This is a genomic window from Prolixibacteraceae bacterium (genome assembly GCA_019856515.1).
GTDB lineage: Bacteria > Bacteroidota > Bacteroidia > Bacteroidales > Prolixibacteraceae > Halosquirtibacter > Halosquirtibacter xylanolyticus.
On record CP082230.1, the window covers coordinates 3,001,351 to 3,027,457 of the forward strand.

A 26,107-nucleotide genomic window follows, 5' to 3' on the forward strand; every position below is an offset into this window, starting at 1 on the left:
ATCGTTTAACACTACTTAATTTAGCACTACGGTTTCAATCTACTTCGTAGTCAAATATACTCTAACAACAAGAAAGACTTTTCCCTCTTTTATTCTATCTTTGTAACTGTATAACGTTCTTTGAAGCGATGGCTCACAAAGATACTTTGGTCCGATTACTTCAGAAAAAAAATCATATTATGGCTGTTACACCTAAAGATATCACAACGATACTTTCTCAGGTTTCATATCCTGAACAAAAAGAGAATATCGTACAGATGGACATGGTTCAAGAAATACGAATTGCAGGAAACCGTATTTCTTTCACTCTTGTATTTCAAAGAGACAATGACCCTCATATCCAAACCATTGGTCAAGCTTGTGGAGAAGCAATAGAAAAATCATTAGGTGAAGGTTATGAGATTAAGATTACACCTAAGGCAATGCATCGCATGGAAACGCCAGTATTACCAAATGTAGAAAATATTCTTGCAATCTCTTCAGGTAAAGGTGGGGTGGGAAAATCTACGGTAGCATCAAACTTAGCAGTTGCTCTTGCCAAACAAGGAAAGACAGTTGGATTGATTGATGCAGATATTTTTGGCCCCTCTATCCCAAAAATGTTCGGATGTGAAGATGCACGTCCTGTTGCTAATGTCGTAGATGGAAGAGAGCTTATTGTTCCTATTGAAAGATATGGAGTCAAACTTCTTTCAATTGGCTTCTTTGTAAACAAAAATGAAGCGACAGTTTGGAGAGGGCCAATGGCTTCTAATGCTTTAAAGCAACTAATCAAAGAAGGAGATTGGGGTGCACTTGATTATCTTCTTATAGACCTTCCTCCAGGAACTTCAGATATACACCTATCATTAGTGCAAACCGTAGCTGTAACTGGTGCTGTCATCGTAACAACACCTCAGGATGTTGCTCTTGCTGATGTCATAAAAGGAGTAAATATGTTTACATCCAAATCTATTGATGTTCCTGTTGTGGGACTAGTTGAAAATATGGCTTGGTTCACACCTGAAGAACTTCCTGAAAATAAATATTACATCTTTGGTAAAGATGGAGGAAAAAAGACAGCCTCTGAACTTAAAATACCATTCCTAGGTGAAATTCCAATTGTACAAGGGATACGTGAAGGTGGAGATAAAGGAGAACCTATTGCAGAGAGAGATTCTTCACCTATTGCATCAGCATTCCAAGATGTTGCAACCAACTTAATTCATCAGGTATCTTTACGTAATAAATTTAGACCTGAAACTACGAAAGTAAAAACAGAGAGAAAGTAGTTGACTCTTAAAATGATAAAGGCACCTCTATCTAATAGCGAGGTGCCTTTATGGTTGTTATCTCAGGAATCAAACTAACTAACAGTTATTAGTATATCATCATCTAATTTTGTTCTACTATAAGTTGCAATTTTCTCTAAATCATCTTTCTCTACTTTGATCAATCCTTGAGCAGGAGTATCTCGATCCAAAGAGTATATCATTACCTGTCGGGGATGAATCTCTTTTACACATTCAATCCAAGCATCCACCTCTTCTATACTTGTATTATCTACAGACTCTCCCTCAAACTCACCTCTCATGAATAGAGTCTGAATAATTAGATCACCATTGAATTGCTTTAATACTTCAATAGTCTCTTTGATATCGAATTTACCTACAGGCTGATCGATAGCCTGTATAATCTCTTCAGTACCTCCATCAAGTTTCATGATATTGTCATCCACCATCTTTAGTGCTTCAACAACATCTTTACGATGACTTGTAGTACTATTTGTAAGTACAGCTACTTTTGCTTTTGGACAGTATTTATCTCTTAAAGCTATCGTATCTTCAATTACTTTCTTAAACTGAGGGTGAAGTGTTGGCTCTCCATTTCCAGCAAAAGTTATCACATCAGGAAGTTCTCCATCATCACTCATTTTCAGAAGTTGCTTCTCTAAAAGCTCTTTCACCTCATCTGAGGTAGGAATAACAGGTTTAGTCAACCTCTCTTTAGGGTTCCATCCACACTCACAATAGATACAGTCAAACGAACAAAGTTTTTGATCATTTGGCAGCAAATTAACCCCTAAAGAGATGCCTAAACGACGACTCTTTATAGGACCAAAAATAGTCTTATCAAACAGGAAAGTTGCCATATTATTTTTCAATTAAAAAGTCAAATAATTCTCACACTACTACTATTTTCTGTCAATCTAATATTTTTAAGATCAACAGATTTCAAATGAACGATTCCAGGTCGTTTGCCAACCTCTATCGAGCCATAAGTTTCGTCTTGTTGTAATGCCATAGCTCCATTAATTGTAGCCATCTCAATCAAACTATTTAACGTGATATTAGGAAAGTTGTTCTGAATAATCTTCATCTCTTCAACCAAAGATAACGTATCGTTCGATGCCAAGCTATCCGTACCTAACGCCAATAACATATTTTTCTCCATAAACATGTTGATATCTGGCAAGTTGTTCTCAATATACAGATTCGACTTAGGACATAATACCAAAGCCAGATTCTTCATACCATGTTTATCAACAATAAAATCTATATCCGCTGAATTCATATCTGTATTGTGAATCAAAAGCAGAGGGTGGGTATCTGAAATTAACGAACCGTGGTAATGAATACTTGTTTGATTTAAAGGGGTAAATTCCTTCATATTCAAACCAATATTATCACTTAAATGAACAGCCATATTACCATCTCCTGAAAGAAATAGCTGATTCTCTGAAGCAGACTCTTGGTTATGAATACTTATAATTGAATTCTTATCAAAAAGATCTATTTTAGACATCAGTAACCTTGATACAGAATATGGGGCATGAGGAACAATAGATGCGTTTAGTCCCTTTTTTATGGCTTCATTATAAACCATCTTGACAGACTCAAAAGATGCAGAAGCTCTCTGTTCATCCATCCCTAGTGCCTCCACAAAAGTATGATATAAGATTTTACTATTTCTCTTAACCTCGAAGCTTTCAATCCCATTAGAGATATCTCCAATCACAGAAATACCAGCATCGAACATAACTCTATCTGCGACTCTTGCTTTAGCATCTCTCGTACTCAACGAATCACGTTCAAGGTTAATTATGTGCCGTATAAACCCAGGTAAAGTAGTGTTTCTAGGAATAGCTCCTTTTGTATCTGAAAGTTCAAGATGACAATGTGCATTTACCATGCCAGGCATAAGTATACCATTATAAAACTCAATGTTAGCAGCCTCTCTCAATTGGCCCTTATTATCCTCAATATTTATAATAGTACCTTGATCATCACATGTAATGACTCCTTTTTCCAAAATACGTCCATCTCCTAAGAAAATGAAGTGTGCCGATAATCGTCTCATTGTTTAACCTCCCTTGTCAATTCCAATTCACGCTCTTCATCAATTCCCATATCGATCTCATTCTTAACCGAATCAGGCATCTCTTTGATCTTATTGATAATAGATTCATTTCTCACCTTAAGATCGTTCATCACCTGACTATATATTTGATTTAAAAGCTCTGGCTGCTCGCTATAATAGAACATCGATTCAACAACAGTTGAATCCGACACCTGATGCTTTTTGAGGACAGATAAATAAAGATCGTCATCAAAATTGTCGTAATTTAACTTGAGATCATATTTAGAGTTATAAAGGCCATTCGCGATATGAATATCAACCAATACATCTTCCATCTCTTTAGGAGAAAGAATTCCTTCAGGAGTTTTATCCTTACAAGACACCATTATGGATATCAGAAGCGCTACAATAATACTTTTCTTTAGATGCATATTGTGAATTATTTAAATCAAATGCTATACAATGTTGTCATAAATTGTAAAACAAAGATACACCCATCTTCATCATAAAACAAATACAACCCATGCTAGCTATTGTTATGAACAATAGGTTAATTACCCTGTTAATTGACTCTAAATAAGATATAATAGTGAGAAAACACAACCTTAATTCTATTGTCTTTATATATTTTTGAAGAAATACGATGACTCAACTATTTCATATGGACAAGCATTATCAACATCAAATATTAGAGCTCCTTAAATCAGAGGTAGCACCAGCAATGGGATGTACTGAACCTATTGCAGTAGCCTTAGCTGCCGCAAAAGCAACAGAACTTCTTGATTGTAAACCAACTCACATCACGATAAGAGTTAGTCGAAATATTCTTAAGAATGCCATGGGGGTTGGTATTCCTGGAACAGGAATGAGAGGAATACCTATTGCAGCGGCAATGGGTGCATTTGGCGGAAACTCAGAAAAGAAACTAGAAGTACTTGCTGATGCCACAGAGGAAGAAGTGGAAGCGGCAAAAACATTCGTAAAAGGTCAAAATGTAACCGTAGAGCAGAAAGAGACATCTGAAATGCTATATATCGAATGCCTGTGCCAAAAGGGGGAGCAAACAGCAACTGCAATCATCAAAAAAGAACACACCTCTTTCTTCGAATTAAAAGTCAATGGAGAGGTTATTTCTATACATGCAGGAGATGAAGCAGACGATCACAACCCATCAGATGATGATAAGATGCCACCTCTTACCATAAAACGAATTCTCAAATTCACTATCTCTGCAGATATTGAAGAACTAGAGTTTCTTAAAGAAGCTGTAGAGATGAACTTGGCAGTATCTAAAGAAGGTTTAACACACAGCTATGGATTACAAGTTGGTAAAAAAGTCATGGAAAATGTAGAAAAAGGGATTCTATCTCCTGGTCTGATCAACTATGCACAAAGTAAAACATGCGCTGCTTCCGATGCGAGAATGGCAGGTTGTACATTGCCTGTAATGACCACTACTGGATCAGGAAACCAAGGAATTACTGCCATGTTACCCATAGTTGCAGTCGCTGAGCGACTGATGAAGAGCGAAGAGAAAATGATTCGAGCCTTAGCTCTAAGCAATCTGGTCACCATCCATATAAAATCGAAACTTGGCAAACTAAGTGCACTGTGTGGTGCCATGGTTGCTGGAACAGGAGCTAGTGCTGGTATCACCTATCTTATGGGTGGCAACTGTAAACAGATTGAGGCTGCCATCCAGAATATGGCAGGAGGATTAACAGGAATGATCTGCGATGGTGCGAAACTTGGCTGTTCTTTAAAAATATCGGCCGCAGTGAACCAAGCCATACAGCTAGCCTTACTTGCTATTGATGATGTTTGTATTGGAGATACAGATGGTATCATAGATCATGATGTAGAAAAAACTATCGCCAACGTAGCAGAGATTGGATCACAAGGAATGGTAGAGACAGATAAAATGATACTTGAGAAGATGATTTGTAAATAGTATTAACACTTTTTATTTGGCAACTATTCTCAACTTCTATTTACCTATGCTATACACTTTTGACAGATTTTTGTCATCTTTGCAAAAAATAACTCATTATGGCATTGATTTTAAATATAGAAACTGCTACAGAGATTTGTTCTGTTTGTCTATCTAAAGATGGGGTGGTAACACACATCAAGGAGAACAAAGAGGGGCTTAACCATGCAAATCTACTAACAGTTTTCATCGAAGATATTTTAAAAGAAGCAGATATCAAGGCCACAGATCTTGATGCTGTTGCAGTTTCATCTGGACCAGGAAGCTATACTGGACTACGTATCGGTGTATCCGCTGCGAAAGGTATCTGTTATGGAGCGAATATTCCTTTGATATCCATTAGCACATTACAAGCAATGGCCAATCATGCAGCAACATCACAAGAAGAGAAAACAAACAACACTCTGTATGCTTCACTTATTGACGCGCGACGTATGGAAGTATTCTCTGCATTTTATGATATAGAGAACAACATCCAGCGACAAATCAATGCAGATATCATTGACGAGGAGAGCTATCGTGATATGCTTGAGCAGCATCCTGTTGTTTTTGTAGGAAATGGTGTTGAAAAATGCAAAGCAGCTTTAAATCATACCAATGCAATATTTGCAGAAGAGATTAAAGCATCGAGTGCTTATTTCGCACCTATAGCGGAGAAGAAATTTCAACAACAAGAGTTTGAATCTGTTGCTTACTTCGAACCATTCTACTTGAAAGATTTCGTGGCAACTCAGTCAAAAAAGAATATCTTAGGGAAATAATTTTATTTAGATAAATAACCATATAAATTTTAATACAGATGGCATCTACTTCTGATTTTAAAAATGGCTTATGCATTGAGTACAATGGCCAACTTTTTCAGATCATACAATTTCAACACGTGAAACCAGGTAAAGGTGCAGCGTTTGTTAGAACAAAGCTTAAAAATGTCAAGACAGGTCGTGTAATCGAAAATACTTTCAATGCTGGTGTTAAAGTAAACACAGTGAGAGTAGAACGTCGTCCATACCAATTCTTATATAAAGATGACATGGGATTCAATTTCATGCATACAGAAACTTTCGAGCAAGTATCTATCGAAGACTCTTTTGTAAATAACCCAGGTCTTATTAAAGAGGGACAGATTGTGGAAATAAACTTCCATGCAGAAACAGAAACTCCCCTTACTCTTGAATTGCCTACTTATGTAGAAATGCTAGTGACTTATGCGGAACCTAGTGAAAAAGGAAATACGGCATCTTCTACTGCATTGAAGCGTTCAAATATTGAAACAGGTGCTGAGATTATGGTTCCTCTTTTCATTAACGAAGGAGATACTATCAAAATCAGTACTGCTGATGGAACTTACCATGAGCGTGTAAAGAAGTAATCACTCCTAGGTTTAAGATATTTAAAAGGACAATCCAAATATGGGTTGTCTTTTTTGTTTTACAACAATATGGGATATTCATACTTCTACCCAGAACTAATGAATAGATAAGATCGTACTAACCTTGTAAACTTTTCATTTCCAATTTCATCATAATATCTGTCTGTTCATCGTCTCCAAGTTTGAAAACATGTTTGTCAAAAACAGTTAAACCATTCTTTTCGTAAAACTTGATCGCCCTTGGATTCTTCTCCCAAACACCTAACCATACACTCTCAACCTCCTTCTGTCGTGCCAATTCAATAGCCTTATCGTAAAGAATCTTTCCCACACTCTTTCCATGATACTCCTTAAGCACATAGATTCTTTCAATCTCAAGTGCATTATCTAGTTTCATTTCAGTTTGTGCATCTTTAACATTAACTTTTAGATAGCCAATTACTTTATCGTCTGATTCTGTAAAATAGAATTCCGAATTCTCATTTAGAAGCTGTGCTCTTAGTTTTTCTCTAGAGAACTCTTGATCCAAGTACTCTATCATATTTTCTTCACTATTATACCAACCGTATGTTTCTTGAAAGGTTAATTGTCCAATTACTTTCAACTCTTCAATATCATTCAGACTTACTTTTCGTACTATCACACTTAATTTCTTAAGATCTGCATCCTCATCAATCATCAGATATATAAGGTACAAAATGAAGTAGTATACTACTCAATACACAAAATAGAAATACCTACAAGATCAAATAATTCACGTATAAACAATCGAAGTGACTATGATTTAAATCTATTATAATCAGATTTAAAGAATTAGACAAGAATAAGAAACAGTGTCTATTTATTGTATGAAATAGACACTGTCCATTAATGATTACTTACTCAGCAATAATCAAGTAGTAGTTCTTTTTACCCTTTTGTGCAAGGATATATTTATTTGCAATCAGATATGAAGGGTCAATGATCACTTCTGGAGAAGCGACTTTCTGCTTATTGATACTTACCCCATTTCCTTTAATGCTACGACGAAGTTCCCCTTTTGATGGGAAGACCTCTGCATGTTCCGACAATAATGACACAACATCTACACCTTCTTTGATTAGATCTGCAGACACTTTAAACTGAGGAACTCCTTCGAATACTGCCAAGAAAGTTCTTTCATCCAACTTCTGCAGTTGCTCTTGTGTTCCCTTTCCAAATAGAATAGCTGAAGCCTCAACAGCGGCATCATACTCCTCTTCTGAGTGTACCATAATCGTCACCTCTTTAGCCAAACGCTGTTGAAGTACACGACGGTGAGGAGCCTCTTGGTGTTCGCTGACAATAGATGCTACCTCCTCTTGTGACAACATAGTAAAGATCTTAATATACTTCTCAGCATCGTCATCCGATGTGTTTAACCAAAACTGGTAAAAAGCATATGGTGTAGTTCTCTCTGCATCTAGCCACACATTGCCACTCTCCGTTTTTCCAAACTTCTTTCCATCTGCTTTAGTAATCAATGGACAGGTCATCGCAAATGCTTCTCCACGATCAATACGACGGATTAACTCCGTACCAGTCGTAATATTTCCCCATTGATCACTTCCACCCATCTGAAGTTTACAATTGTGTTCTCTATATAAGTGTAGAAAGTCTGTACCCTGAACCAATTGATATGTAAATTCGGTAAAAGACAATCCCGACTTGTTACTACTGTCAAGTCGTTTTTTTACAGAATCTTTACTCATCATATAATTTACGGTAAGATGCTTTCCAATATCTCGTATAAATGACAAGAACGAAAACTCTTTCATCCAATCATAGTTATTCACCATGATGGCTTGATTCTCTTTTGCATCAGAAAAATCAAGCAGTCTTGACAACTGATTCTTCAAACAATCTTGGTTATGACGCAACGTAGTTTCATCAAGAAGATTACGTTCTTGTGATTTCATAGAAGGGTCCCCGATCATTCCTGTTGCACCTCCAACGAGCACAATAGGTTGGTGACCTGCATTTTGAAGATGCTTCAACATCATTACGCCAACCAAGTGTCCTATATGTAGTGAATCTGCGGTAGGGTCAATACCTACATAAGCAGAAGTCATCTCTTTCTTAAGTTGTTCTTCGGTTCCTGGCATGATGTCATGAATCATGCCTCTCCATTTTAACTCTTCTACAAAATTCATATTATAATATTTCTTTTATCACAAAGATAATCATTTCGTTTCAATACAACCACTCTTCATCAAAGATCCTATAGGTCATCAAAATCAAGATCTTCATCTGCCACTTTCTTCGCTTTCTGCTGTATCTTCTTGACTTGAGTCTTAGTCTTCTGCATCGTCTCTTTAATAGCCTTCTGTTGTTTTTCCCACTGCTCTTTTGGATCAATCTCCTCCAACATTGGGAATACACTAGGAGCGAAGAGTTTTATCGGCTTATATAGCTTGGACGTACTCTTTGTATGATCATTCATCAAATCATCAACAGGTCTAAACTTTTCAGCTACGACAAGTAATAAGCTCAGTATAAATGCAACCTTTATCAATGCAAACACTGCACCTGCTACATAATTCACCGATCCAAGAATCATAATATCAGCTAACTTTGTTAGCAATTTGGCAAGCAGATGAACCCCTACAATTAACAAAATAAAGGTTAGTACAAAGGAAACGAGTCCGACAAATTCAGAGTGCCAATTAAGTTGTTCCACCAAAACACCCTCTGTTAATTCAGAAAGTGAAGCAGAACCAAACACTCCAACAAAAAGAGCTAAGAAGGTCGCAATTTCAACAATAAATCCATTCTTATATCCTTGATAAGTTCCATAAACGAGGAAGACCCCTAAGATTGCATCAATAATGTTCATACGCTATATTAAATTCATAAAAAAACAAAAGTAGCCTCATTACAATACTTACTTTTTTTTAATATCTTTAGAATTGTCAACCAATATGTTATTCCTATATGGCAATACTACAAACACTATTAAGTTGGTTCAATTCTCGTAGAATAGAAGAAATCGATCAATATACCCATCATGGAGAAGAGATTCAAAAACTCTGCTTCAATCACCTTATGGATAGAGCTAAGCACACCATATGGGGGGAAACCTATGGATATGGATCGATGAACTCTCATATTCAGTATAAGTCTCGTGTACCACTACAATGCTACGAAGATATAAAACCTTATGTAGAACGTATAATAAAAGGAGAGGAGAATGTATTATGGAGCGGTAAAACACGATGGTTTGCAAAATCCTCAGGGACAACACAAAGCAAGAGTAAGTTTATCCCCATCACTGCGGACTCCTTAGAAGAGTGTCATTATCGTGCAGCCAAAGATATTCAGTCCATATATTTTAGAAGCAATCCCCAAAATAATGTATTAGGAGGCAAGACCTTAACTCTTGGAGGAAGCCATAAAGTCTCATCCTTGAACAACAACTCTTCGGTAGGGGATCTATCTGCCGTCATGATTGAGAACCTTCCCTTCTGGACCGACCTCTATCGTACACCAGCACGTGAAGTAACCTTAACGGAGGCTTTTGATAAAAAAGTAGCAGCCATAATAGAGCACTCTTTAGACGAAGATGTAACAGCATTTGCTGGTGTACCCTCTTGGTATCTAGTACTTTTTCACAAGATTCTAGAAACGACAGGAGCCAATGATCTAAATGAGATATGGCCCAATCTTGAACTTTTTGTTCATGGAGGCATCTCTTTTTCTCCATACAAAGAACAATATAAGAAGCTGATCCCATCCTCAAATATGCATTATTTGGAGACATACAACGCTTCAGAAGGTTTCTTTGCCATACAGGATGTACTCTCTCGTGATGATATGTTATTGATGTTAGACTTAGGCATATTCTATGAGTTTATTCCAATGGATCAATTCAATGGAACCAACTCAGACACCATTACCCTCGGTGATGTAGAGAAAGACAAGAACTATGCAATAGTTATCTCTACCAATGGTGGATTGTGGAGATATATCATTGGAGATACCATTAAATTTACCTCCACCCATCCATATCGTATCAAAGTAACAGGACGTACATCACATTTCATGAATGCTTTTGGTGAGGAGATTATAATCGAAAATGCACTTAGAGCGCTTGAAATAGCATGTAGAGTAACGGAAGCAGACATTAAAGAGTTTACTGCTGCTCCAATATATTTTACTGAAGATAAGCAGGGAAGTCACCAGTGGGCTATTGAATTTAATAAACAGCCTAAGTCACTACCACTGTTTAAAGAGACACTTGATAAATCACTACAAGAGGTCAATTCAGACTATGAAGCCAAACGTTTTAAAAACACCACACTCAATGCACCTGAACTTCTTATAATAAAAAATAACAGTTTCTTTAGATGGTGTAAACAGAAGGGGAAGGTTGGGGGCCAAAACAAAATTCCACGCCTCTCTAATGATCGAAATTTTATCGAAGAGCTTATTTTATTAGAGAAGCAACCTTAACTATTGATATAGATTTCTATTTTTACACTAAATTAACTATTTATAAAGACGACATGCATATTGCCATTGCTGGAAATATCGGTTCCGGAAAAACAACATTAACAGGATTATTAGCAAAACATTACAACTGGGAAGCACATTTTGAAGATGCTGATGACAACCCATATCTTAGTGATTTCTACGATGATATGCAGAGATGGTCATTTAATCTTCAAGTCTATTTCTTAAATAGTCGCTTCAACCAAGTCCTTGATATCAGAGAAACTGGAAAGACCGTTATACAGGATAGAACGATTTATGAAGACGCTGAGATATTTGCTCCAAATCTACATGAAATGGGGTTAATGCCGTCTAGAGATTTTGAGAACTATAGCTCTCTTTTCAAACTTATGAGTCGTATGGTTCAACCACCCGATCTTCTTATTTATCTCCGATCATCTATACCTAATCTGGTACAACAGATTCAAAAAAGAGGACGAGATTACGAAAACTCTATTCGTATAGATTACTTAACCCAGCTGAATGAGAAGTACAATAAATGGATTAATAACTATGACCTAGGAAATCTTCTCATCATCGATGTCGATGATATCGATTTTGCTCACAATCCAGAGGACCTTAGTCATATTATCGATAAGATTGACGCCCAAATTAACGGACTCTTCAATCGCTAGTAATGGATATAAAAAAACGCTTTAAGAAGATCTTAAAGCGTTTTTTTTATATCACATTAACCCAATTAGTCAATGTTACGTATTTTCTTTTCCCAAGCCCATGCTGAAGCTAAAGTCTCTTCAACAGTACTTTGTGCTTTCCATCCTAGCTCTTCATTTGCAAACGTTGTATCAGCCCATACCTTTTCGATATCTCCTGCACGACGATCTACAAGCTTATAGTTTAGCTTAACTCCTGTTACCTTCTCAAAGGCTTTCACCAATTGAAGAACAGTCAAACCGTTTCCTGTTCCAATATTAAAGAACTCAAGTGGCTTCTTATTGTTATGCTCCATCAGGCGACGAATTGCAACTACGTGTGCTTTTGCTAGATCGACAACATGAATATAGTCTCTCACAGCAGTTCCATCTGCAGTATCATAATCATCACCAAAAATACTTAGTTGCTCACGCAACCCAGCACCTGTTTGAGTGATATATGGTACCAAGTTCTGAGGAACACCTACAGGAAGTTCTCCGATCTCAGCTGAAGCATGTGCTCCAATTGGATTAAAATAGCGTAAAGCGATACCACGAACACCACCTGCAAATGCAGAGATAGAGTCGAATAAAATCTCTTCACACATTTGCTTTGTATTACCATAAGGAGAAGTTGCTTCCTGAACAGGGGCATTCTCTGTTACTGGCAACACTTCTGGTTGACCATATACAGTACATGAAGATGAGAATACAATACTTGGAACATTATATTGATCCATTGCTTCTAACAAGTTCATCAAAGAAACTAAGTTGTTTCTGTAATATAATAACGGCTTCTCTACAGACTCCCCTACAGCTTTACTTGCAGCAAAGTGGATGATTGCCTCTAAACCATCATGTTTTTGGAAATACTCTTGAACTTTCGCTCTATCACACAAATCAAATTGCTCAAAATGCGGACGGATTCCTGTGATTTTCTCAATACGATCTAAAACTTCGATATTTGAATTTGATAGATCGTCCACAATAAATACTTCGAATCCTTCATTTTGAAGTTCAACAACAGTGTGTGACCCAATATAGCCAACACCACCTGTGACCAATACTTGCTTTTTCATTGGTTTAATTTTTTATATTGTATACTGTGAATTACAAAGGTATAGATTTTAACATGAAGTATAGAACGTTTCTTTCGTATTGAACAAAGAATTAATACTTTTGAACAAGAATGCACTTTTTTGCGTTACGTAAAAAAGTGTAACCGAACAGATATTAGAAAAAACAAAACCGTAACCACTTATATTCAAATAGATACAACACCCATAGATATTGAAAGAATGAGATTAGAGCAATTATTCCATACATGGCTAGAAAAAAACAATTGTATTATCATTCCCAACATTGGGGCTTTAATAGTACAGCATATTCCTGCAAAATGGAACTCTAAAGAACGTCTATTTAAGGCACCTCATACGATCGTTTCATTCAACAATCATATTGTTAAAGATGATGGTGGGCTTGCACACCTCATATGTAACTCCCAAAAATGCAACTTCAAAGTAGCTACTGATCTTGTTATAGATTGGACCCTGTGGTGTTATAAAAGCATGCTACATGGAGAGAAGATCCTTCTTGATAACCTCGGGACATTAAATATGGATGCAAATGGATTCATATCAATGAAAATGATATCCCAAAAGAGTATGTTGGAATTAAACTATTTTGGACTTGAAGACATCATACTATCATCGAATCATCTCTCTTCATCAATTCAGTTCAAAGGAAAGCAACTGTGGAGAACTGATCATATCGTACCAAAGGTTGCTGCGGCTGCAGTGCTTTTAATGATACTTTGCATTCCCAATGCGACTCCAGATTATTTTAACTCATCATCAGAGGCATCCATGATTCCATACACGGAAGAAGTGCCAATAGCTCCAATAGATTCAGAAAAAGAAGAGGAGCTAATTCAAATACAAATTATTGCAGGTTCATTCCGAAATCGATCTAATGCACAGAATGTCCTTAATAAGCTAGAAGTAATCCTTCCTTCAAGATTTCATATTATATCCAAAGGAGATCAGATTTATCAAGTCTGTTCAACACAGCTCTTTCATCCTAATGGAGCCGATAAAACAGTAGATATCATACAAGCAACCTATCCCAACATCGGGCTGTGGAAAAAGAAATTCCAATAGCACCTCTAAATAAAAAAGGTGCCACCCTACCTTATGGATAGAGTAACACCTTTTCGTTATATACTTATCAAATACTCTTATCGAATCTCACTTCCATTCTTTAAGGTAGCATCTGGAGAGACAAAAGATAGTGATCCATCTGCATTCTCTGCCATTAAAATCATCCCTTGAGACTCTATTCCTTTAAGTGTTTTTGGAGCCAAATTCACAAGAATAGATACTTGTTTTCCAATAATATCTTGTGGCTTATAGAACTCTGCAATACCAGAAACTACCGTTCTTGTATCAATTCCAGTATCAACAGTCAATTTCAACAGTTTCTTTGTCTTTGCCACTTTTGAAGCCTCAACAATCGTTCCAACACGAAGGTCCATCTTTGCAAAGTCATCGAATGCAATATTCTCTTTTGCTGGTGAAGTTTCAGCTTGTGCAATCTCATTAGCTTTCTTTGTAGCCAAAAGTTTATCAACTTGCTCTTGAATCGTCTTGTCTTCAATTTTCTCAAACAACAATTCAGGCTTATTCACGACATGACCAACAGGAAGAAGTCCCATATCCCCTAACTGATTCCACTGGAATGGAGACACATTAAGAAATCCTCGAAGCTTTTCAGTTGTCTTTGGCATAAATGGATCAAAAGCAATTGTAAGATTTGCTGTGATCTGAAGACAAATATTCATGATTGTCTCCACACGTTTCTCATCTGTTTTGACCACTTTCCAAGGCTCACTATCAGCCAAATATTTATTACCTAAACGAGCCAACTCCATCGCCTCTTTAAGTGCCTCTCTAAAACGATAGTTCTCAATGGACTTCTCAATCTTAGCACGGAAAGTTTTCAATGTTTCGATCACCTCCTTATCGAAGTCTGTCAAATCACCTAAAGCAGGAACTACGCCATTATAATACTTTTGAGTAAGTACCATCGCGCGATTAACGAAATTACCAAAAACAGCAACCAGCTCGTTGTTATTTCTTGCTTGGAAGTCTTTCCATGTAAAGTCATTATCCTTTGTCTCAGGAGCGTTTGCTGTTAAGACATATTTTAAGACATCTTCTTTGCCTGGAAACTCTTCAATATATTCATGCAACCACACAGCCCAATTACGTGAAGTTGATATTTTATCGCCCTCTAAGTTTAAGAACTCATTTGAAGGAACGTTCTCTGGTAAAATATAAGAGCCTTCTGCTTTCAACATAGAAGGGAAAATGATACAGTGGAAAACAATATTATCCTTACCAATGAAGTGTACCATTTTAGTATCTTCATCTTTCCAATATTTTTCCCATTCAGGCGTACACTCTTTCGTGGCTGAGATATATCCAATCGGTGCATCAAACCATACATATAGAACTTTTCCATCAGCTCCTTCGATAGGAACAGGAACACCCCAATCAAGGTCTCTAGTTACTGCACGAGGATGCAAGCCACCATCTAACCATGATTTACACTGTCCATATACATTCGCTTTCCACTCTTTGTGATCCTCCAAGATCCACCCTTTTAACCAATCCTCATATTGATCTAAAGGCAGATACCAGTGTGTCGTCTCTTTTAGCTCAAGATCTCCGCCACTCAGTACAGATTTAGGTTGAATTAAATCCGTCGCATTCAATGATGAACCACAGCTTTCACATTGATCACCATACGCTTTATCGTTATTACACTTAGGGCAAGTTCCTACAATGTAACGATCGGCTAAGAATTGTTTTGCTTCTTTATCGTAATACTGCTCAGTGGTCTTCTCTACAAACTTCCCTTGATCATATAAAGTCTTGAAAAATTCCGATGCAGTCTCTTTATGAGTCTCGCTAGTCGTACGAGAGTATACATCAAACGAGATACCAAAGTCACTAAAAGCTTTTTTAATTATATTATGGTATTTGTCCACAACATCCTGAGGAGTAATACCTTCATTTTTTGCTTTTAATGTAATGGGAACACCATGTTCATCTGATCCTCCTATAAAAAGTACATCTTGTCCCTGCATTCGTAGATAGCGTGCATAAATATCGGCAGGAACATAAACTCCCGCAAGGTGACCAATATGTACAGGGCCATTTGCATACGGCAAGGCAGATGTAATCAGTGTTCTCTTAAAATCTTTCATCTTCTGCTATCTTATATATGAATTTTATTTCTTTAAATCATTTTATCATCACGGTTTGTTTATTGAATGTAAACAATCCACCATGTTGAAATGCAAAGATAATCAGTACAATCGAAAAATGATAGAATTCTTTATTTTTGCTTCCAATGATTTTATGATGATTAATAAAAACAACCACATATATGATGCTTTTCCCCCCGAACCTCAAAAAAAATGATCTAATTCTTATTATCTCACCTGCAGGTGCAGTCTCTCCATGTCAATTAAGTTATGGAATATCCTATCTTCATGACTTTGGTTTCCGCACCGAAGAGGGGCAATATCTATACCACCAAGAAGGCCCTTTCGCAGGAACTGACAAAGAGAGAGCCTCCGACTTGCAATGGGCATTAGATCACACCGAAGCAAAAGCAATATGGATGGCAAGAGGAGGTTATGGCACAATCAAATGTCTACCAAAAGTTTCGTGGGAAAGATTTGTTCAACATCCCAAATGGATCATTGGGTTTAGCGACATTACAGTCCTTCATCAAAAACTTTATCAACTCGATATACCTTCGATTCATGCGCCCATGATCACTCAATTTCAGGAAGCAAAAGCCCCAGTGGACCAAACCATCAACCTGCTTAAAGGAGAAAGAAATTCTATAACATGGAAGACAAGCACTATCTCCTTGCCCAAAGAGATCGTCGGACAACTCATTGGAGGGAACCTATCAATTATTCAGTCTTTAAGAGGTACCTCGCTTGATCTTGACTATGAAGATAAAATACTCTTCATAGAAGATGTTGATGAATACCATTACCATATAGACAGAATGGTTGAGAACTTATCGTATAGCGGAATCCTCGACAAAATCAACACGTTGATAGTAGGTTCATTTACCATGATCAGAGAAGGGAATCCTCCTATGCCATATAGCCTTGAAGACAATCTCAAACGCCTCTCTCAATACCACAACTTTCACCTTATTTTGGATGCACCTATTGGACATATAGAAGAAAATCATCCCATAATACTTGGATCAAACATTAAACTGTCGATAGAAGACCAAAAGGTGACACTCAATTATATGGATTGATAAAGCATATATATAGTAAAACCTTTTCTCTTGATTGCTGTTTTTCATTAACAGGTCACTCTTTTACAACATAAAAATGATCCCCGTGAAAACGCAAAAAGAAAAAGGTAATATTGGTGAGCAAGCAGCAGCTGACTTTCTGAAGTCAAAAGGATACACTATTCTTTATCATAACTGGTTTCAAGACCATAAAGAGATCGATTTAGTATGCACTGATAAAGATGAGCTTGTATTCGTTGAAGTAAAAAATAGAGAACAGTGGCAGAAGGTTGACATACGAGAACTTATACCACCAAACAAGATACGTAACCTAATTCAATGTGCCGACCTATATATCCAAACTAAAGATCCTCAGAGAGAAGTCCGATTTGATGTTATTATTGTAAACACAGACCAATCGCCTCCCTCTGTTAAACATATCGTTTCAGCTTTTAATGCTTTAGACTATTGAATATTTTTGAGAATTGCTCTAACCTCTCGGTAAAAACGTTCACGTCTAAAAGGTTTTGAGATAAACCCAGCAAAGAAACCATTCTCCACACGTTCGGTAATTTCTTCACACTCTAATGCGGTCTGAATACATATTCGAACATCTGGATAATTAACCCTTAACTCATCTGAAATCTCAATACCTGTACGGTCAGGTAGTTTGTAATCCATGAGTATTAAATCAAAATCATGATTTTTAACCGACTCTATAATCTCAGTATAGGAGCTAGCCAGCACACAAGAAATCCCCATTTCTTGTAAATACTTATTCATTAACATCGAATTTACAGGCTCGTCATCTACGACCAATACCAGATAATTCATATCTCCAAGATCTTGTGCCATTTCTAGATAGTAAAGTAAGTTTTGTTTTTAATAGACTACAAAAGTAGCTTAAAAAACGGGGATTCTAAATAGCTTTTAAAAAGCATATACAAATAGATAAATAATTCATTACTTTGTAAATCCAAACCTCACAACGGAAATTAATCATGAATATTGAGCAAATCAGAGAATATTGTCTTCAAAAACCTTTCACAACAGAAAGTTTACCTTTTGATGACACGTCACTTGTGTTTAAAGTTCACGAAAAGATGTTCGGACTTTTGATTCTTAAACATCCACATCGGATGAACCTAAAGTGTGATCCAGAAATCGCAATAAAACTCCGAGAGACTTATGATTTTGTTATTCCAGGGTACCACATGAACAAAAAACACTGGAATACTCTTAGTGAACTAGATAACATTCCAGATGATTTGATCATCGAATGGATCAACCACTCTTATCAACTAGTATGGAATAAACTACCCAAAAGGTTACAATCAAAATCTGAAAACGAATAAATATGAAACACTTCCAACAAACAGGAATAGTCCTACTATTCATCTTAAGCATGGTAAGTAGTATTACCTTAAATGCTCAAACAAAAAAAGACCAATATCAAGTTATATACGAAGTTCCTAACACCTCTGTAAAGAACCAACAACAAACTGGAACTTGTTGGTGTTTCTCAACCATCTCTTTCCTTGAGTCTGAACTGATAAAGTCTAAAAAGCAACAATACGATCTATCTGAGATGTTTGCAGTTAAAGAGGCGTACCATCAAAAAATAGAGAACTATGTACTTAGACAAGGTAAAGCAAACTTTAGCCAAGGGGGACAAGCACATGATGTGATATACGCAATGAAGTCTACGGGTATCGTTCCTCAGAAAATTTATAAGGGAAATAACTATGGTAAAATCCATAATCACACAGCTCTTGTAAAAGAACTAAAGAAAGAACTTGAAAAAGACAACAGTGAGGAAGTTCTTCCGAACAATTGGCTACCTAATGCGGATCAGATCTTAGACATCTATTTTGGACAAAGTCCATCCAACTTCGACTATGATGGGGAAAACTATACTCCTAAATCATTCCTTAAATCATTAAACCTAAACCTAGATGACTACATCGAAATAACAAGCTATACCCATCACCCTTTTAATCAAACATTTGTTCTAGAGATACCAGACAACTGGAGTAATGGATCATACTACAATGTACCAATTGATCGTTATATGGCTATTATTGATTATGCGCTTGAGAAAGGTTATTCAATAGTATGGGATGGAGATGTATCAGAAAAAACATTCCAACATAAAAATGGGATAGCATACCTTCCTGAAGGAACAGATGTGAGTCAAGAGGCAAGACAAAAGACCTTCTACAACAAAGAAACTACTGACGATCACCTTATGCATCTTGTTGGAAAAGCAACTAAAGACGGGAAAAATTATTACATCATAAAGAACTCTTGGGACAGCGACTCTAACGAATATGGAGGCTACCTATATATGTCAGAAGATTTTGTTCGACTTAAAACAGTATGTATCATGCTAAATAAAAAGTCACTTACAAAGAAAGAACGCAAACAGTTAAAAATATAAAGACACTAAATTTTACAGGGAGTCTAAAATACAGAAACATGGAATTTAAAGTTACAGACGAATTTATCCCTCTTATTAAACTGCTTAAAATATTACGAATAGCAGAAAGTGGAGGGCAGGCAAAGATGATGGTTGATGATGGTATTATCCTAAGAAATGGAGAACCAGAACATCGATATAGAGCAAAATTAGTTCCTGGAGATGTTATTGAGATCCCCGAACTAATTGAGGATAAGATCATTTTGATATAAAAAGAAAACGGTAGTACTCCCAAAATACTACCGTTTCTCTTTATCTGAGCTAAATTATTAGACCATTTGTTGATAAAGCGAACATTTACAATCAAAAAGTGTTAATCAAAAAGTTTCAAAATAAAGGGAATGGGGAACAAACGTTCCTCGCTTTAGAACAATTAGTATTCATCTATAAAACAGTTTCAACCATCAATAGTTTTCAAAGAGTTATATATTTTATTATTTATTAACATTACTGAAGACTACGAAGTGTGTAAAGGCAAAAACGAACACATAGATTGACAGTATAAGAAGAAATAGTCTTAAGATATTATCACCATAGAATATTCACCTATTTAACTTTTTTGATGAAGCAAGTATCAACGAAGTATCCTTGAAGTATCAACAAACTACGGAGGAAGCCTATGGCAATCCAATACCAAATAGAGTTTAATCTAAATTCTCTATAAAGTTAATTTCACACTACCCTCCACCATGAATATTTTTGTGTTCTGCTTACTTCTATCCTGATAAATGAAAAGATATTTATTATCATAACTTGCAACTTCTATATCACCCTGCCATGACTAACATCTCAACATCCTCGGCCTTTCCCCTGAGATGGTTCGAAGTACAGTCAAAGTTCATTCGAAGTTCATTCATCGATTTCGCATTTTGGGTGAGGGAACTTTGTATGTGGTTCGAAGAATATTTTAAAGAAGGCAGGAGAAGGTAGCATGTTACTTAGAAGAAGGTGGCTTTAATGGATTCTTGACCTTTGACATTCTGCTATTTTATGATCAGACACGGTACACTCAAGGAGTGTGTATGACATATCACACTCTTCTAATTGGGTCTTATTCGATTATATACCATCATGCATTAAATACCACAAAAAAAGCTACCCATTAAAATGGATAGCTTTGTAATATATTTTACTTGTCGATATTCTTACTGACGAACAGCTGCAATACCAGGAAGTTCTTTTCCTTCAAGATATTCTAACAATGCTCCACCTGCAGTAGAGATATAAGAAACATCTTTAGCGATATCAAATTTGTTAACTGCAGCAACTGAGTCACCACCACCAACAAGTGAGAAAGCACCATTTTTAGTTGCCTCAACAACAGCTTCACCGATTGCTTTAGTACCAGCAGCAAAGTTTTCCATCTCGAATACTCCAGCAGGACCATTCCATAGAATTGTTTTTGAGTTACCAATTACTTTCTTGAATTCAGCGATAGTATCAGGACCTACGTCAAGACCCATCCATCCATCTTTAATCTCACCAGAAGAAACAATCTCTGTATTCGCATCATTTGAGAAGCTATCAGCAGCAACACAATCAGAAGCAATAACAAGGTTTACACCTTTCTCTTTTGCTTTCTCAATAATGTTACGAGCCATCTCTAGGTAATCGTCTTCACATAAAGAAGATCCAACATTACCACCCATTGCTTTCACAAAGGTAAAGATCATACCACCACCAATAATCAAGTTGTCTACTTTATCCAACATGTTTTCGATGATTGTAATCTTTGAAGATACCTTAGCACCACCCATAATAGCAGTAAAAGGACGTGCTGGAGTTGCAACTACTTTATCTAAACTGTTTACTTCGCTTGTTACCAAAGTACCAAACATTTTAGCTTCAGGGAAGAATTGTGCGATCACAGCTGTAGAAGCGTGAGCACGGTGTGCAGTACCAAAAGCATCGTTAACCCAACAGTCACCTAGTTGAGACAACTGCTCTGCAAAAGCAACATCACCTTTTTTCTCTTCACCATGGTAACGAAGGTTCTCTAATAACAACACTTCACCTGGTTGAAGAGCATCAGCCATTTTCTTTACATCCTCACCAACACAGTCAGGAGCGATAATAACTTTTGTTCCACCAAGAAGCTCAGAAAGGTGGTTTACAAGAGGCTTAAGAGAAAACTTCTCTTCTACACCTTTTGGACGACCTAAGTGCGACATGATAATCGCTGCACCGCCTTCTTTCAACACCTTCTGGATAGTAGGAAGGGCTGCACGCATACGTGTATCGTCAGTAATATTAAAATTCTCATCTAGAGGCACATTGAAGTCAACACGAATCAACGCCTTCTTTCCAGAAAAATCGTAAGTCTCTATGTTTTGCATTTTCTTGTCGATTTGATATTTAAGACCCCCAAATATACAAAAAATGTGGTAAAATTGTTGTAAAACATATCTAAGAAGGAGACAATACTTGTCAAAAATTCATAGGAATCATATCTATCTATTATTTTTGTTACTTTTGAGACTGTAACTCACGAATTACTCACTGTTTTCAGGACATAAAAGATGCAATTTAAAGATATCGTAGGACACCAATCCACCAAAGAAAGATTAGTACAAATGGTTCATGAGGATCGTTTAAGTCACGCCTTGTTGCTTACTGGTTCTAAGGGGATTGGCAAACTATCTCTAGCTGTAGCTTTTCTTCAATATATTCATTGCAAAGAGCCCATTGAGAACGACTCTTGTGGTCAATGTAGTTCGTGTAAAAAGATCTCAAAGCTTATTCATCCTGATATGCATTTTGTCTTTCCTATCGTTAAGAATAAAGGGCTAGAAATATGCGATCATTATCTTCCCCAATGGAGAAAATCACTATGCAGTAATCCTTACCTTTCATTTAACGATTGGTTGGATCTTATTGACGCAGGAAATAAGCAAGCGATCATTTATGGAAATGAAAGTGAAGAGGTCGTAAAAAAGATTAATCTTAAATCTTACGAAGGAGGATATAAATCTCTGCTTGTTTGGTTACCAGAAAAATTAAACACTACTAGTGCCAATAAGCTATTAAAACTTATTGAGGAACCACCAAACAAAACGATTATGATCTTTGTTTCTCAAGAAGAGAATAAGATTCTTCCCACGATACGTTCTCGAATACAAGAGATCCGATGTCAAGCATTGACCACTGAGGAGATGGAGCTCTATCTTTCATCAACTTACCCCAATGCGGCCTCAAATATGGAAGAAACAGCTCGATTGGCTCAAGGGAGCATGAATCAAGCCATTAAAATTGTTGAAAGCCATAGTCTAAAAGAACAAAATTTAGTATCTTTTCAATCGCTAATGCGATTTAGCTACAGTCGTAAAATTGTAGATTTAATAAGTTGGGCTGAAGAGATGGCACAAAGAAATAGAGAAAGCCAAAAGGACTTTCTACTTTATGCCCAAAATATGGTTCGTGAAAATTTTGTCATGAACATGCAACAACCCGAACTTGTTTATTTAGATCAAGCTCAAAAAGATTGGTCTAATAAATTTTATCCGTTTATCAATGATCGAAATGTGGAAGTCTTAAACAACGAGATGACCAATGCATTTCGTGATGTATCGATGAATGGAAATAGTAAAATCATTTTTCTCCATTTGGGGTTGATGATAACCAAATATATACGTGCATAGATTGCACACATAAAAGTGATGGCTTCATCAACAAGCCATACCAAAATGTATACGGTAGAAATGCTATTCGTATACCTTTTTTAATCTCCCATTGCATTCGTTTTAATTGCACTGGGGTCAACATATATAGAACTAGTTATGAACTCTACAGATAATTCATGTAAGGGTTGCTCGATGGGAAAAGAGTCAAGATCTTGTCCCAAGTTACAAGTCCACGACTGGTTGAGCGACGTACCAAATACCTTCAACAAAGGTGAAATTGTTGAAGTCCGTTTTAAGAATACTCGAAAGGATTACTACTTTAATATCCACGGAATTCACCTAGAAGTAGGAGATATGGTGGCTGTAGAAGCTTCTCCTGGACACGATATAGGAATGGTTTCATTAACAGGTGATCTTGTATTAAAGCAGATGAAACGCCATAAAGTGACCTATATTGATGGGGAACTAAGAAAAGTTTATCGTGTTGCCAAACCTGTCGATATTGAGAAGTGGGAAGAGGCGATGGCATTAGAACATCAAACGATGCTGACAGCCCGTAGAATTGCCGAAGAACTTCAGCTCAATATGAAGATTGGTGACGTGGAATTTCAAGGAGACAAAACAAAAGCCATCTTCTACTATATCGCGGATGAACGTGTCGATTTCCGTCAATTGATCAAGGTCTATGCCGAAACTTTTCGCATACGTATTGAGATGAAACAAATCGGAGCCCGACAAGAAGCGGGTCGAATTGGAGGAATTGGTCCTTGTGGCAGGGAACTTTGTTGTAGTTCTTGGATGACGAACTTCGTTTCAGTGACAACAAATGCAGCTCGCTACCAAGAGATCTCTCTTAATCCCCAGAAATTAGCAGGACAATGTGGAAAGTTAAAGTGTTGCTTAAACTATGAGCTAGACTGCTACATGGATGCACAAAAAGACTTTCCATCCACTCAGATTCCGCTACATACAAGAAAAGGTAAATATCTATTCCAAAAAGCAGACATCTTTAATCGAGTGCTATGGTATGCACTTGATGGAAGTGGTCCCAATAGAATTGTTGCTTTGACTGTAGACAAGGTCAAAGAAGTTATTCGTAAAAACAGGAATAGCGACTCCGTTGATGAGTTGATTAGTGATGTTGATGTCTCGATGGTTATCAGTGAATCTGCGGAATATCAAAATGTCGTAGGACAAGACAGCCTTGATCGTTTTGATAAACTAGAAGATAAACCTATCAAGAGAAAGAAAAGAGGCCGAAATATTAAGAGTGATAAAAAGAGGCCTCCTCGAGCTCAAAAGCCTACAAGAACTGACAACGAAACAACCACAGCAAAGAGACCAGAGCAGAAAGATAGAAAAGGGGATGACGAAAGTAATAAGAATCGTCCAAACCCAAGGAACAGACGTAGGCCGTCAGATTCTAAAGCTCCTAATAATCCTTCACCACAAAGTACACAAGCACCTAAAAAGGCAGATAAAGAGGTACAAGGTGAAGCGTCAAAAGAAGGTGCTGAAAATAAAAGGCGTCCAATACAAAGAAGAAAAAAGAACTTTAGAAGACCGAAGAAAGATGATGCGTAATGTACAACTAATGATCCTTCTATTGGGAGTACTGCTAGGGACATCTTCTTGCCAAGATAATAGGACGTTTAATTCGTACTATAACATCAATAATGATCAATGGCATCAAGACTCCATCGTAGTTTTTTCACCCAATGTTACATCCGTGGATCAAGCTCTAGATTTAGATGTAAACATACGAAACACGAATAGTTATGATTTCAACAATCTATGGCTTTTCATTAAGACCACCACTCCAAGTGGTGTGGTCTTTAACGACACAATTGATGTCCCAATGGCAGACCATCGTGGGAGATGGCTAGGAAGGGGCCTGGGAAATACTTTTGAACTTAGCTATCCTTTCAAAACGAACACCCTGCTTCCTGACACTGGTACATACCATATCGAGATTATGCAAGGGATGCGAAGTGAGGCGAAATATATTGATGGCATTTCAGATATTGGATTAAGAATTGATTTAACAGAATATAAAGGTGGGAAAGAATAAACTAAAGAAATTTAGTGAGATGGAGACATTTCCAAATGTTTTCCAGAATGCTTATAGAGATTTACAAGAAGAACCTTTTGAAAATAAAGGGAAATGGGCATCTTCTTTTTTTAAAAATGACAATCCAATCGTTGTAGAGGTCGGTTGTGGAAAAGGGGAGTATACCGTAGGATTAGCAAAAAAGTATCCAAACAAAAATTTCATCGGGGTTGATATAAAAGGGTCTCGCATGTGGTTAGGAGCCAAGGAGTCTATTGATAATAACATGACGAATGTGGCATTTATCAGAACACATGTTGAACTATTACATCTATTTTTCGATACTGATGAGATATCTGAAATATGGATTACGTTTGCAGATCCTCAGATGAAGCATACAAGAAGAAGATTAACTTCTACTCGCTTCATGGAACACTATAGAAGTTATCTTAAGGAGAATGGATTGGTACATCTAAAAACCGATAGCGACTTTCTATATACGTACTCTGATATCATGGTGAAGGAGAATAAATTTGAGGTACTTGAAAATACCAATGATCTATATCACTCTGATATCGTCGATGATATTCTATCCATTAGAACCTTTTATGAGCAACAATGGCTAAATAGAGGAAAGACGATTAAATATATCAAATGGAAAATGCATCGTAACCTTTTGGTAGAACCAGAAGTGGATATTGAGCTTGATGACTATCGAAGCTTTGGTAGAAGAAGACGAGAATAGTAATAATATCAACAGCATGTTG

The 26,107-nt window shown here is 36.8% G+C and carries 26 protein-coding genes; 16 read left to right on the forward strand and 10 right to left on the reverse strand.

Going from position 1 to position 26,107, the window contains the following annotated elements:
* Nucleotides 1–179: 179 nt before the first annotated feature.
* The gene (locus K5X82_10830; protein ID QZT35794.1) at nucleotides 180–1,271 is read left to right on the forward strand and encodes an Mrp/NBP35 family ATP-binding protein; all 1,092 of its coding nucleotides are present in this window, start codon (nucleotides 180–182) and stop codon (nucleotides 1,269–1,271) included.
* A 74-nt stretch (nucleotides 1,272–1,345) separates the two neighbouring features.
* Here K5X82_10830 and K5X82_10835 read toward each other — a convergent pair whose 3' ends face one another.
* The 3 genes from K5X82_10835 to K5X82_10845 are packed head-to-tail and all read right to left on the reverse strand — an operon-like array spanning nucleotide 1,346 to nucleotide 3,770.
* Nucleotides 1,346–2,131, reverse strand: a complete 786-nt coding sequence (locus K5X82_10835) for a radical SAM protein (protein QZT35795.1) — start codon at nucleotides 2,129–2,131, stop codon at nucleotides 1,346–1,348.
* Between the two features lie 20 nt (nucleotides 2,132–2,151).
* Nucleotides 2,152–3,339: an amidohydrolase family protein gene (locus K5X82_10840; GenBank protein ID QZT35796.1), complete on the reverse strand. Its 1,188-nt coding sequence runs from the start codon at nucleotides 3,337–3,339 to the stop codon at nucleotides 2,152–2,154.
* The gene (locus tag K5X82_10845) at nucleotides 3,336–3,770 is read right to left on the reverse strand and encodes a DUF4296 domain-containing protein (protein ID QZT35797.1); all 435 of its coding nucleotides are present in this window, start codon (nucleotides 3,768–3,770) and stop codon (nucleotides 3,336–3,338) included. Before K5X82_10845 ends, K5X82_10840 begins: the two co-directional genes overlap by 4 nt.
* A gap of 212 nt (nucleotides 3,771–3,982) precedes the next feature.
* On the opposite strand from K5X82_10845, the gene K5X82_10850 reads away from it, so the two are divergent.
* The 3 genes from K5X82_10850 (at nucleotide 3,983) to efp (ending at nucleotide 6,698) form a co-directional block, all read left to right on the forward strand.
* Nucleotides 3,983–5,290 (forward strand): L-serine ammonia-lyase, iron-sulfur-dependent, subunit alpha, encoded by a 1,308-nt coding sequence (locus K5X82_10850; GenBank protein QZT35798.1) that lies wholly within the window; start codon nucleotides 3,983–3,985, stop codon nucleotides 5,288–5,290.
* A gap of 98 nt (nucleotides 5,291–5,388) precedes the next feature.
* Complete coding sequence (gene tsaB / locus K5X82_10855) at nucleotides 5,389–6,090, forward strand: tRNA (adenosine(37)-N6)-threonylcarbamoyltransferase complex dimerization subunit type 1 TsaB (GenBank protein ID QZT35799.1); 702 nt, start codon at nucleotides 5,389–5,391, stop codon at nucleotides 6,088–6,090.
* A 38-nt stretch (nucleotides 6,091–6,128) separates the two neighbouring features.
* A complete protein-coding gene (gene efp / locus K5X82_10860) occupies nucleotides 6,129–6,698 on the forward strand; it encodes an elongation factor P (protein ID QZT35800.1) in 570 nt (189 codons plus the stop codon).
* A 118-nt stretch (nucleotides 6,699–6,816) separates the two neighbouring features.
* On the opposite strand, the gene K5X82_10865 is transcribed toward efp, so the two are convergent.
* From K5X82_10865 to K5X82_10875, 3 genes are all read right to left on the reverse strand, one after another.
* Nucleotides 6,817–7,377, reverse strand: a complete 561-nt coding sequence (locus K5X82_10865; GenBank protein ID QZT39120.1) for a GNAT family N-acetyltransferase — start codon at nucleotides 7,375–7,377, stop codon at nucleotides 6,817–6,819.
* Between the two features lie 199 nt (nucleotides 7,378–7,576).
* Complete coding sequence (tyrS, locus tag K5X82_10870; GenBank protein QZT35801.1) at nucleotides 7,577–8,869, reverse strand: tyrosine--tRNA ligase; 1,293 nt, start codon at nucleotides 8,867–8,869, stop codon at nucleotides 7,577–7,579.
* Between the two features lie 68 nt (nucleotides 8,870–8,937).
* Nucleotides 8,938–9,552, reverse strand: coding sequence for a CvpA family protein (locus K5X82_10875; protein ID QZT35802.1), 615 nt, complete (start codon nucleotides 9,550–9,552; stop codon nucleotides 8,938–8,940).
* A gap of 98 nt (nucleotides 9,553–9,650) precedes the next feature.
* On the opposite strand from K5X82_10875, the gene K5X82_10880 reads away from it, so the two are divergent.
* Together K5X82_10880 and K5X82_10885 are read left to right on the forward strand one after the other, a co-directional pair.
* Nucleotides 9,651–11,168: a GH3 auxin-responsive promoter family protein gene (locus K5X82_10880; GenBank protein ID QZT35803.1), complete on the forward strand. Its 1,518-nt coding sequence runs from the start codon at nucleotides 9,651–9,653 to the stop codon at nucleotides 11,166–11,168.
* Nucleotides 11,169–11,221: 53 nt separating this feature from the next.
* Nucleotides 11,222–11,842 (forward strand): deoxynucleoside kinase, encoded by a 621-nt coding sequence (locus K5X82_10885; protein ID QZT35804.1) that lies wholly within the window; start codon nucleotides 11,222–11,224, stop codon nucleotides 11,840–11,842.
* A gap of 65 nt (nucleotides 11,843–11,907) precedes the next feature.
* Here the strand turns inward: K5X82_10885 and galE are convergent, their stop codons facing one another.
* On the reverse strand, nucleotides 11,908–12,939 hold the full coding sequence (gene galE, locus K5X82_10890; protein ID QZT35805.1) for a UDP-glucose 4-epimerase GalE: 1,032 nt from the start codon (nucleotides 12,937–12,939) through the stop codon (nucleotides 11,908–11,910).
* Between the two features lie 219 nt (nucleotides 12,940–13,158).
* Here galE and K5X82_10895 point away from each other — a divergent pair, with 219 nt between their 5' ends.
* Nucleotides 13,159–14,019: a hypothetical protein gene (locus tag K5X82_10895; GenBank protein QZT35806.1), complete on the forward strand. Its 861-nt coding sequence runs from the start codon at nucleotides 13,159–13,161 to the stop codon at nucleotides 14,017–14,019.
* 77 nt (nucleotides 14,020–14,096) lie between these two features.
* On the opposite strand, the gene metG is transcribed toward K5X82_10895, so the two are convergent.
* Complete coding sequence (gene metG, locus K5X82_10900; protein QZT35807.1) at nucleotides 14,097–16,130, reverse strand: methionine--tRNA ligase; 2,034 nt, start codon at nucleotides 16,128–16,130, stop codon at nucleotides 14,097–14,099.
* A 182-nt stretch (nucleotides 16,131–16,312) separates the two neighbouring features.
* Between metG and K5X82_10905 the strand changes: the two genes are divergently transcribed.
* Together K5X82_10905 and K5X82_10910 are read left to right on the forward strand one after the other, a co-directional pair.
* A complete protein-coding gene (locus tag K5X82_10905) occupies nucleotides 16,313–17,212 on the forward strand; it encodes an LD-carboxypeptidase (protein ID QZT35808.1) in 900 nt (299 codons plus the stop codon).
* Nucleotides 17,213–17,297: 85 nt separating this feature from the next.
* Nucleotides 17,298–17,663 carry a YraN family protein gene (locus K5X82_10910; protein ID QZT35809.1) on the forward strand — a complete coding sequence of 122 codons (366 nt, stop codon included), beginning with the start codon at nucleotides 17,298–17,300 and terminating at the stop codon, nucleotides 17,661–17,663.
* Here the strand turns inward: K5X82_10910 and K5X82_10915 are convergent.
* Complete coding sequence (locus tag K5X82_10915) at nucleotides 17,657–18,046, reverse strand: response regulator (GenBank protein QZT35810.1); 390 nt, start codon at nucleotides 18,044–18,046, stop codon at nucleotides 17,657–17,659. The two genes, K5X82_10910 and K5X82_10915, sit on opposite strands and share 7 nt — an antisense overlap.
* Nucleotides 18,047–18,192: 146 nt before the next feature.
* Between K5X82_10915 and K5X82_10920 the strand changes: the two genes are divergently transcribed.
* From K5X82_10920 to K5X82_10930, 3 genes are read left to right on the forward strand one after another with little or no spacing between them, the layout of a single operon-like run.
* Nucleotides 18,193–18,546: an MmcQ/YjbR family DNA-binding protein gene (locus K5X82_10920; GenBank protein ID QZT35811.1), complete on the forward strand. Its 354-nt coding sequence runs from the start codon at nucleotides 18,193–18,195 to the stop codon at nucleotides 18,544–18,546.
* 2 nt (nucleotides 18,547–18,548) lie between these two features.
* Entirely contained in the window at nucleotides 18,549–19,631 is a 1,083-nt protein-coding gene (locus tag K5X82_10925; protein QZT35812.1) for a C1 family peptidase, read from the forward strand.
* A 38-nt stretch (nucleotides 19,632–19,669) separates the two neighbouring features.
* Complete coding sequence (locus K5X82_10930) at nucleotides 19,670–19,882, forward strand: RNA-binding S4 domain-containing protein (GenBank protein QZT35813.1); 213 nt, start codon at nucleotides 19,670–19,672, stop codon at nucleotides 19,880–19,882.
* Between the two features lie 933 nt (nucleotides 19,883–20,815).
* Here K5X82_10930 and K5X82_10935 read toward each other — a convergent pair.
* Nucleotides 20,816–22,018, reverse strand: a complete 1,203-nt coding sequence (locus tag K5X82_10935) for a phosphoglycerate kinase (protein QZT39121.1) — start codon at nucleotides 22,016–22,018, stop codon at nucleotides 20,816–20,818.
* A 171-nt stretch (nucleotides 22,019–22,189) separates the two neighbouring features.
* On the opposite strand from K5X82_10935, the gene K5X82_10940 reads away from it, so the two are divergent.
* The 4 genes from K5X82_10940 (at nucleotide 22,190) to trmB (ending at nucleotide 26,085) form a co-directional block, all read left to right on the forward strand.
* Nucleotides 22,190–23,308 (forward strand): hypothetical protein, encoded by a 1,119-nt coding sequence (locus tag K5X82_10940; protein ID QZT35814.1) that lies wholly within the window; start codon nucleotides 22,190–22,192, stop codon nucleotides 23,306–23,308.
* 138 nt (nucleotides 23,309–23,446) lie between these two features.
* A complete protein-coding gene (locus K5X82_10945; protein QZT35815.1) occupies nucleotides 23,447–24,874 on the forward strand; it encodes a hypothetical protein in 1,428 nt (475 codons plus the stop codon).
* Nucleotides 24,864–25,361, forward strand: a complete 498-nt coding sequence (locus K5X82_10950) for a gliding motility lipoprotein GldH (GenBank protein ID QZT35816.1) — start codon at nucleotides 24,864–24,866, stop codon at nucleotides 25,359–25,361. Before K5X82_10945 ends, K5X82_10950 begins: the two co-directional genes overlap by 11 nt.
* Entirely contained in the window at nucleotides 25,348–26,085 is a 738-nt protein-coding gene (trmB, locus tag K5X82_10955; GenBank protein ID QZT35817.1) for a tRNA (guanosine(46)-N7)-methyltransferase TrmB, read from the forward strand. The genes K5X82_10950 and trmB overlap by 14 nt, the downstream gene beginning before the upstream one ends.
* The last annotated feature ends 22 nt before the right edge of the window (nucleotides 26,086–26,107 follow it).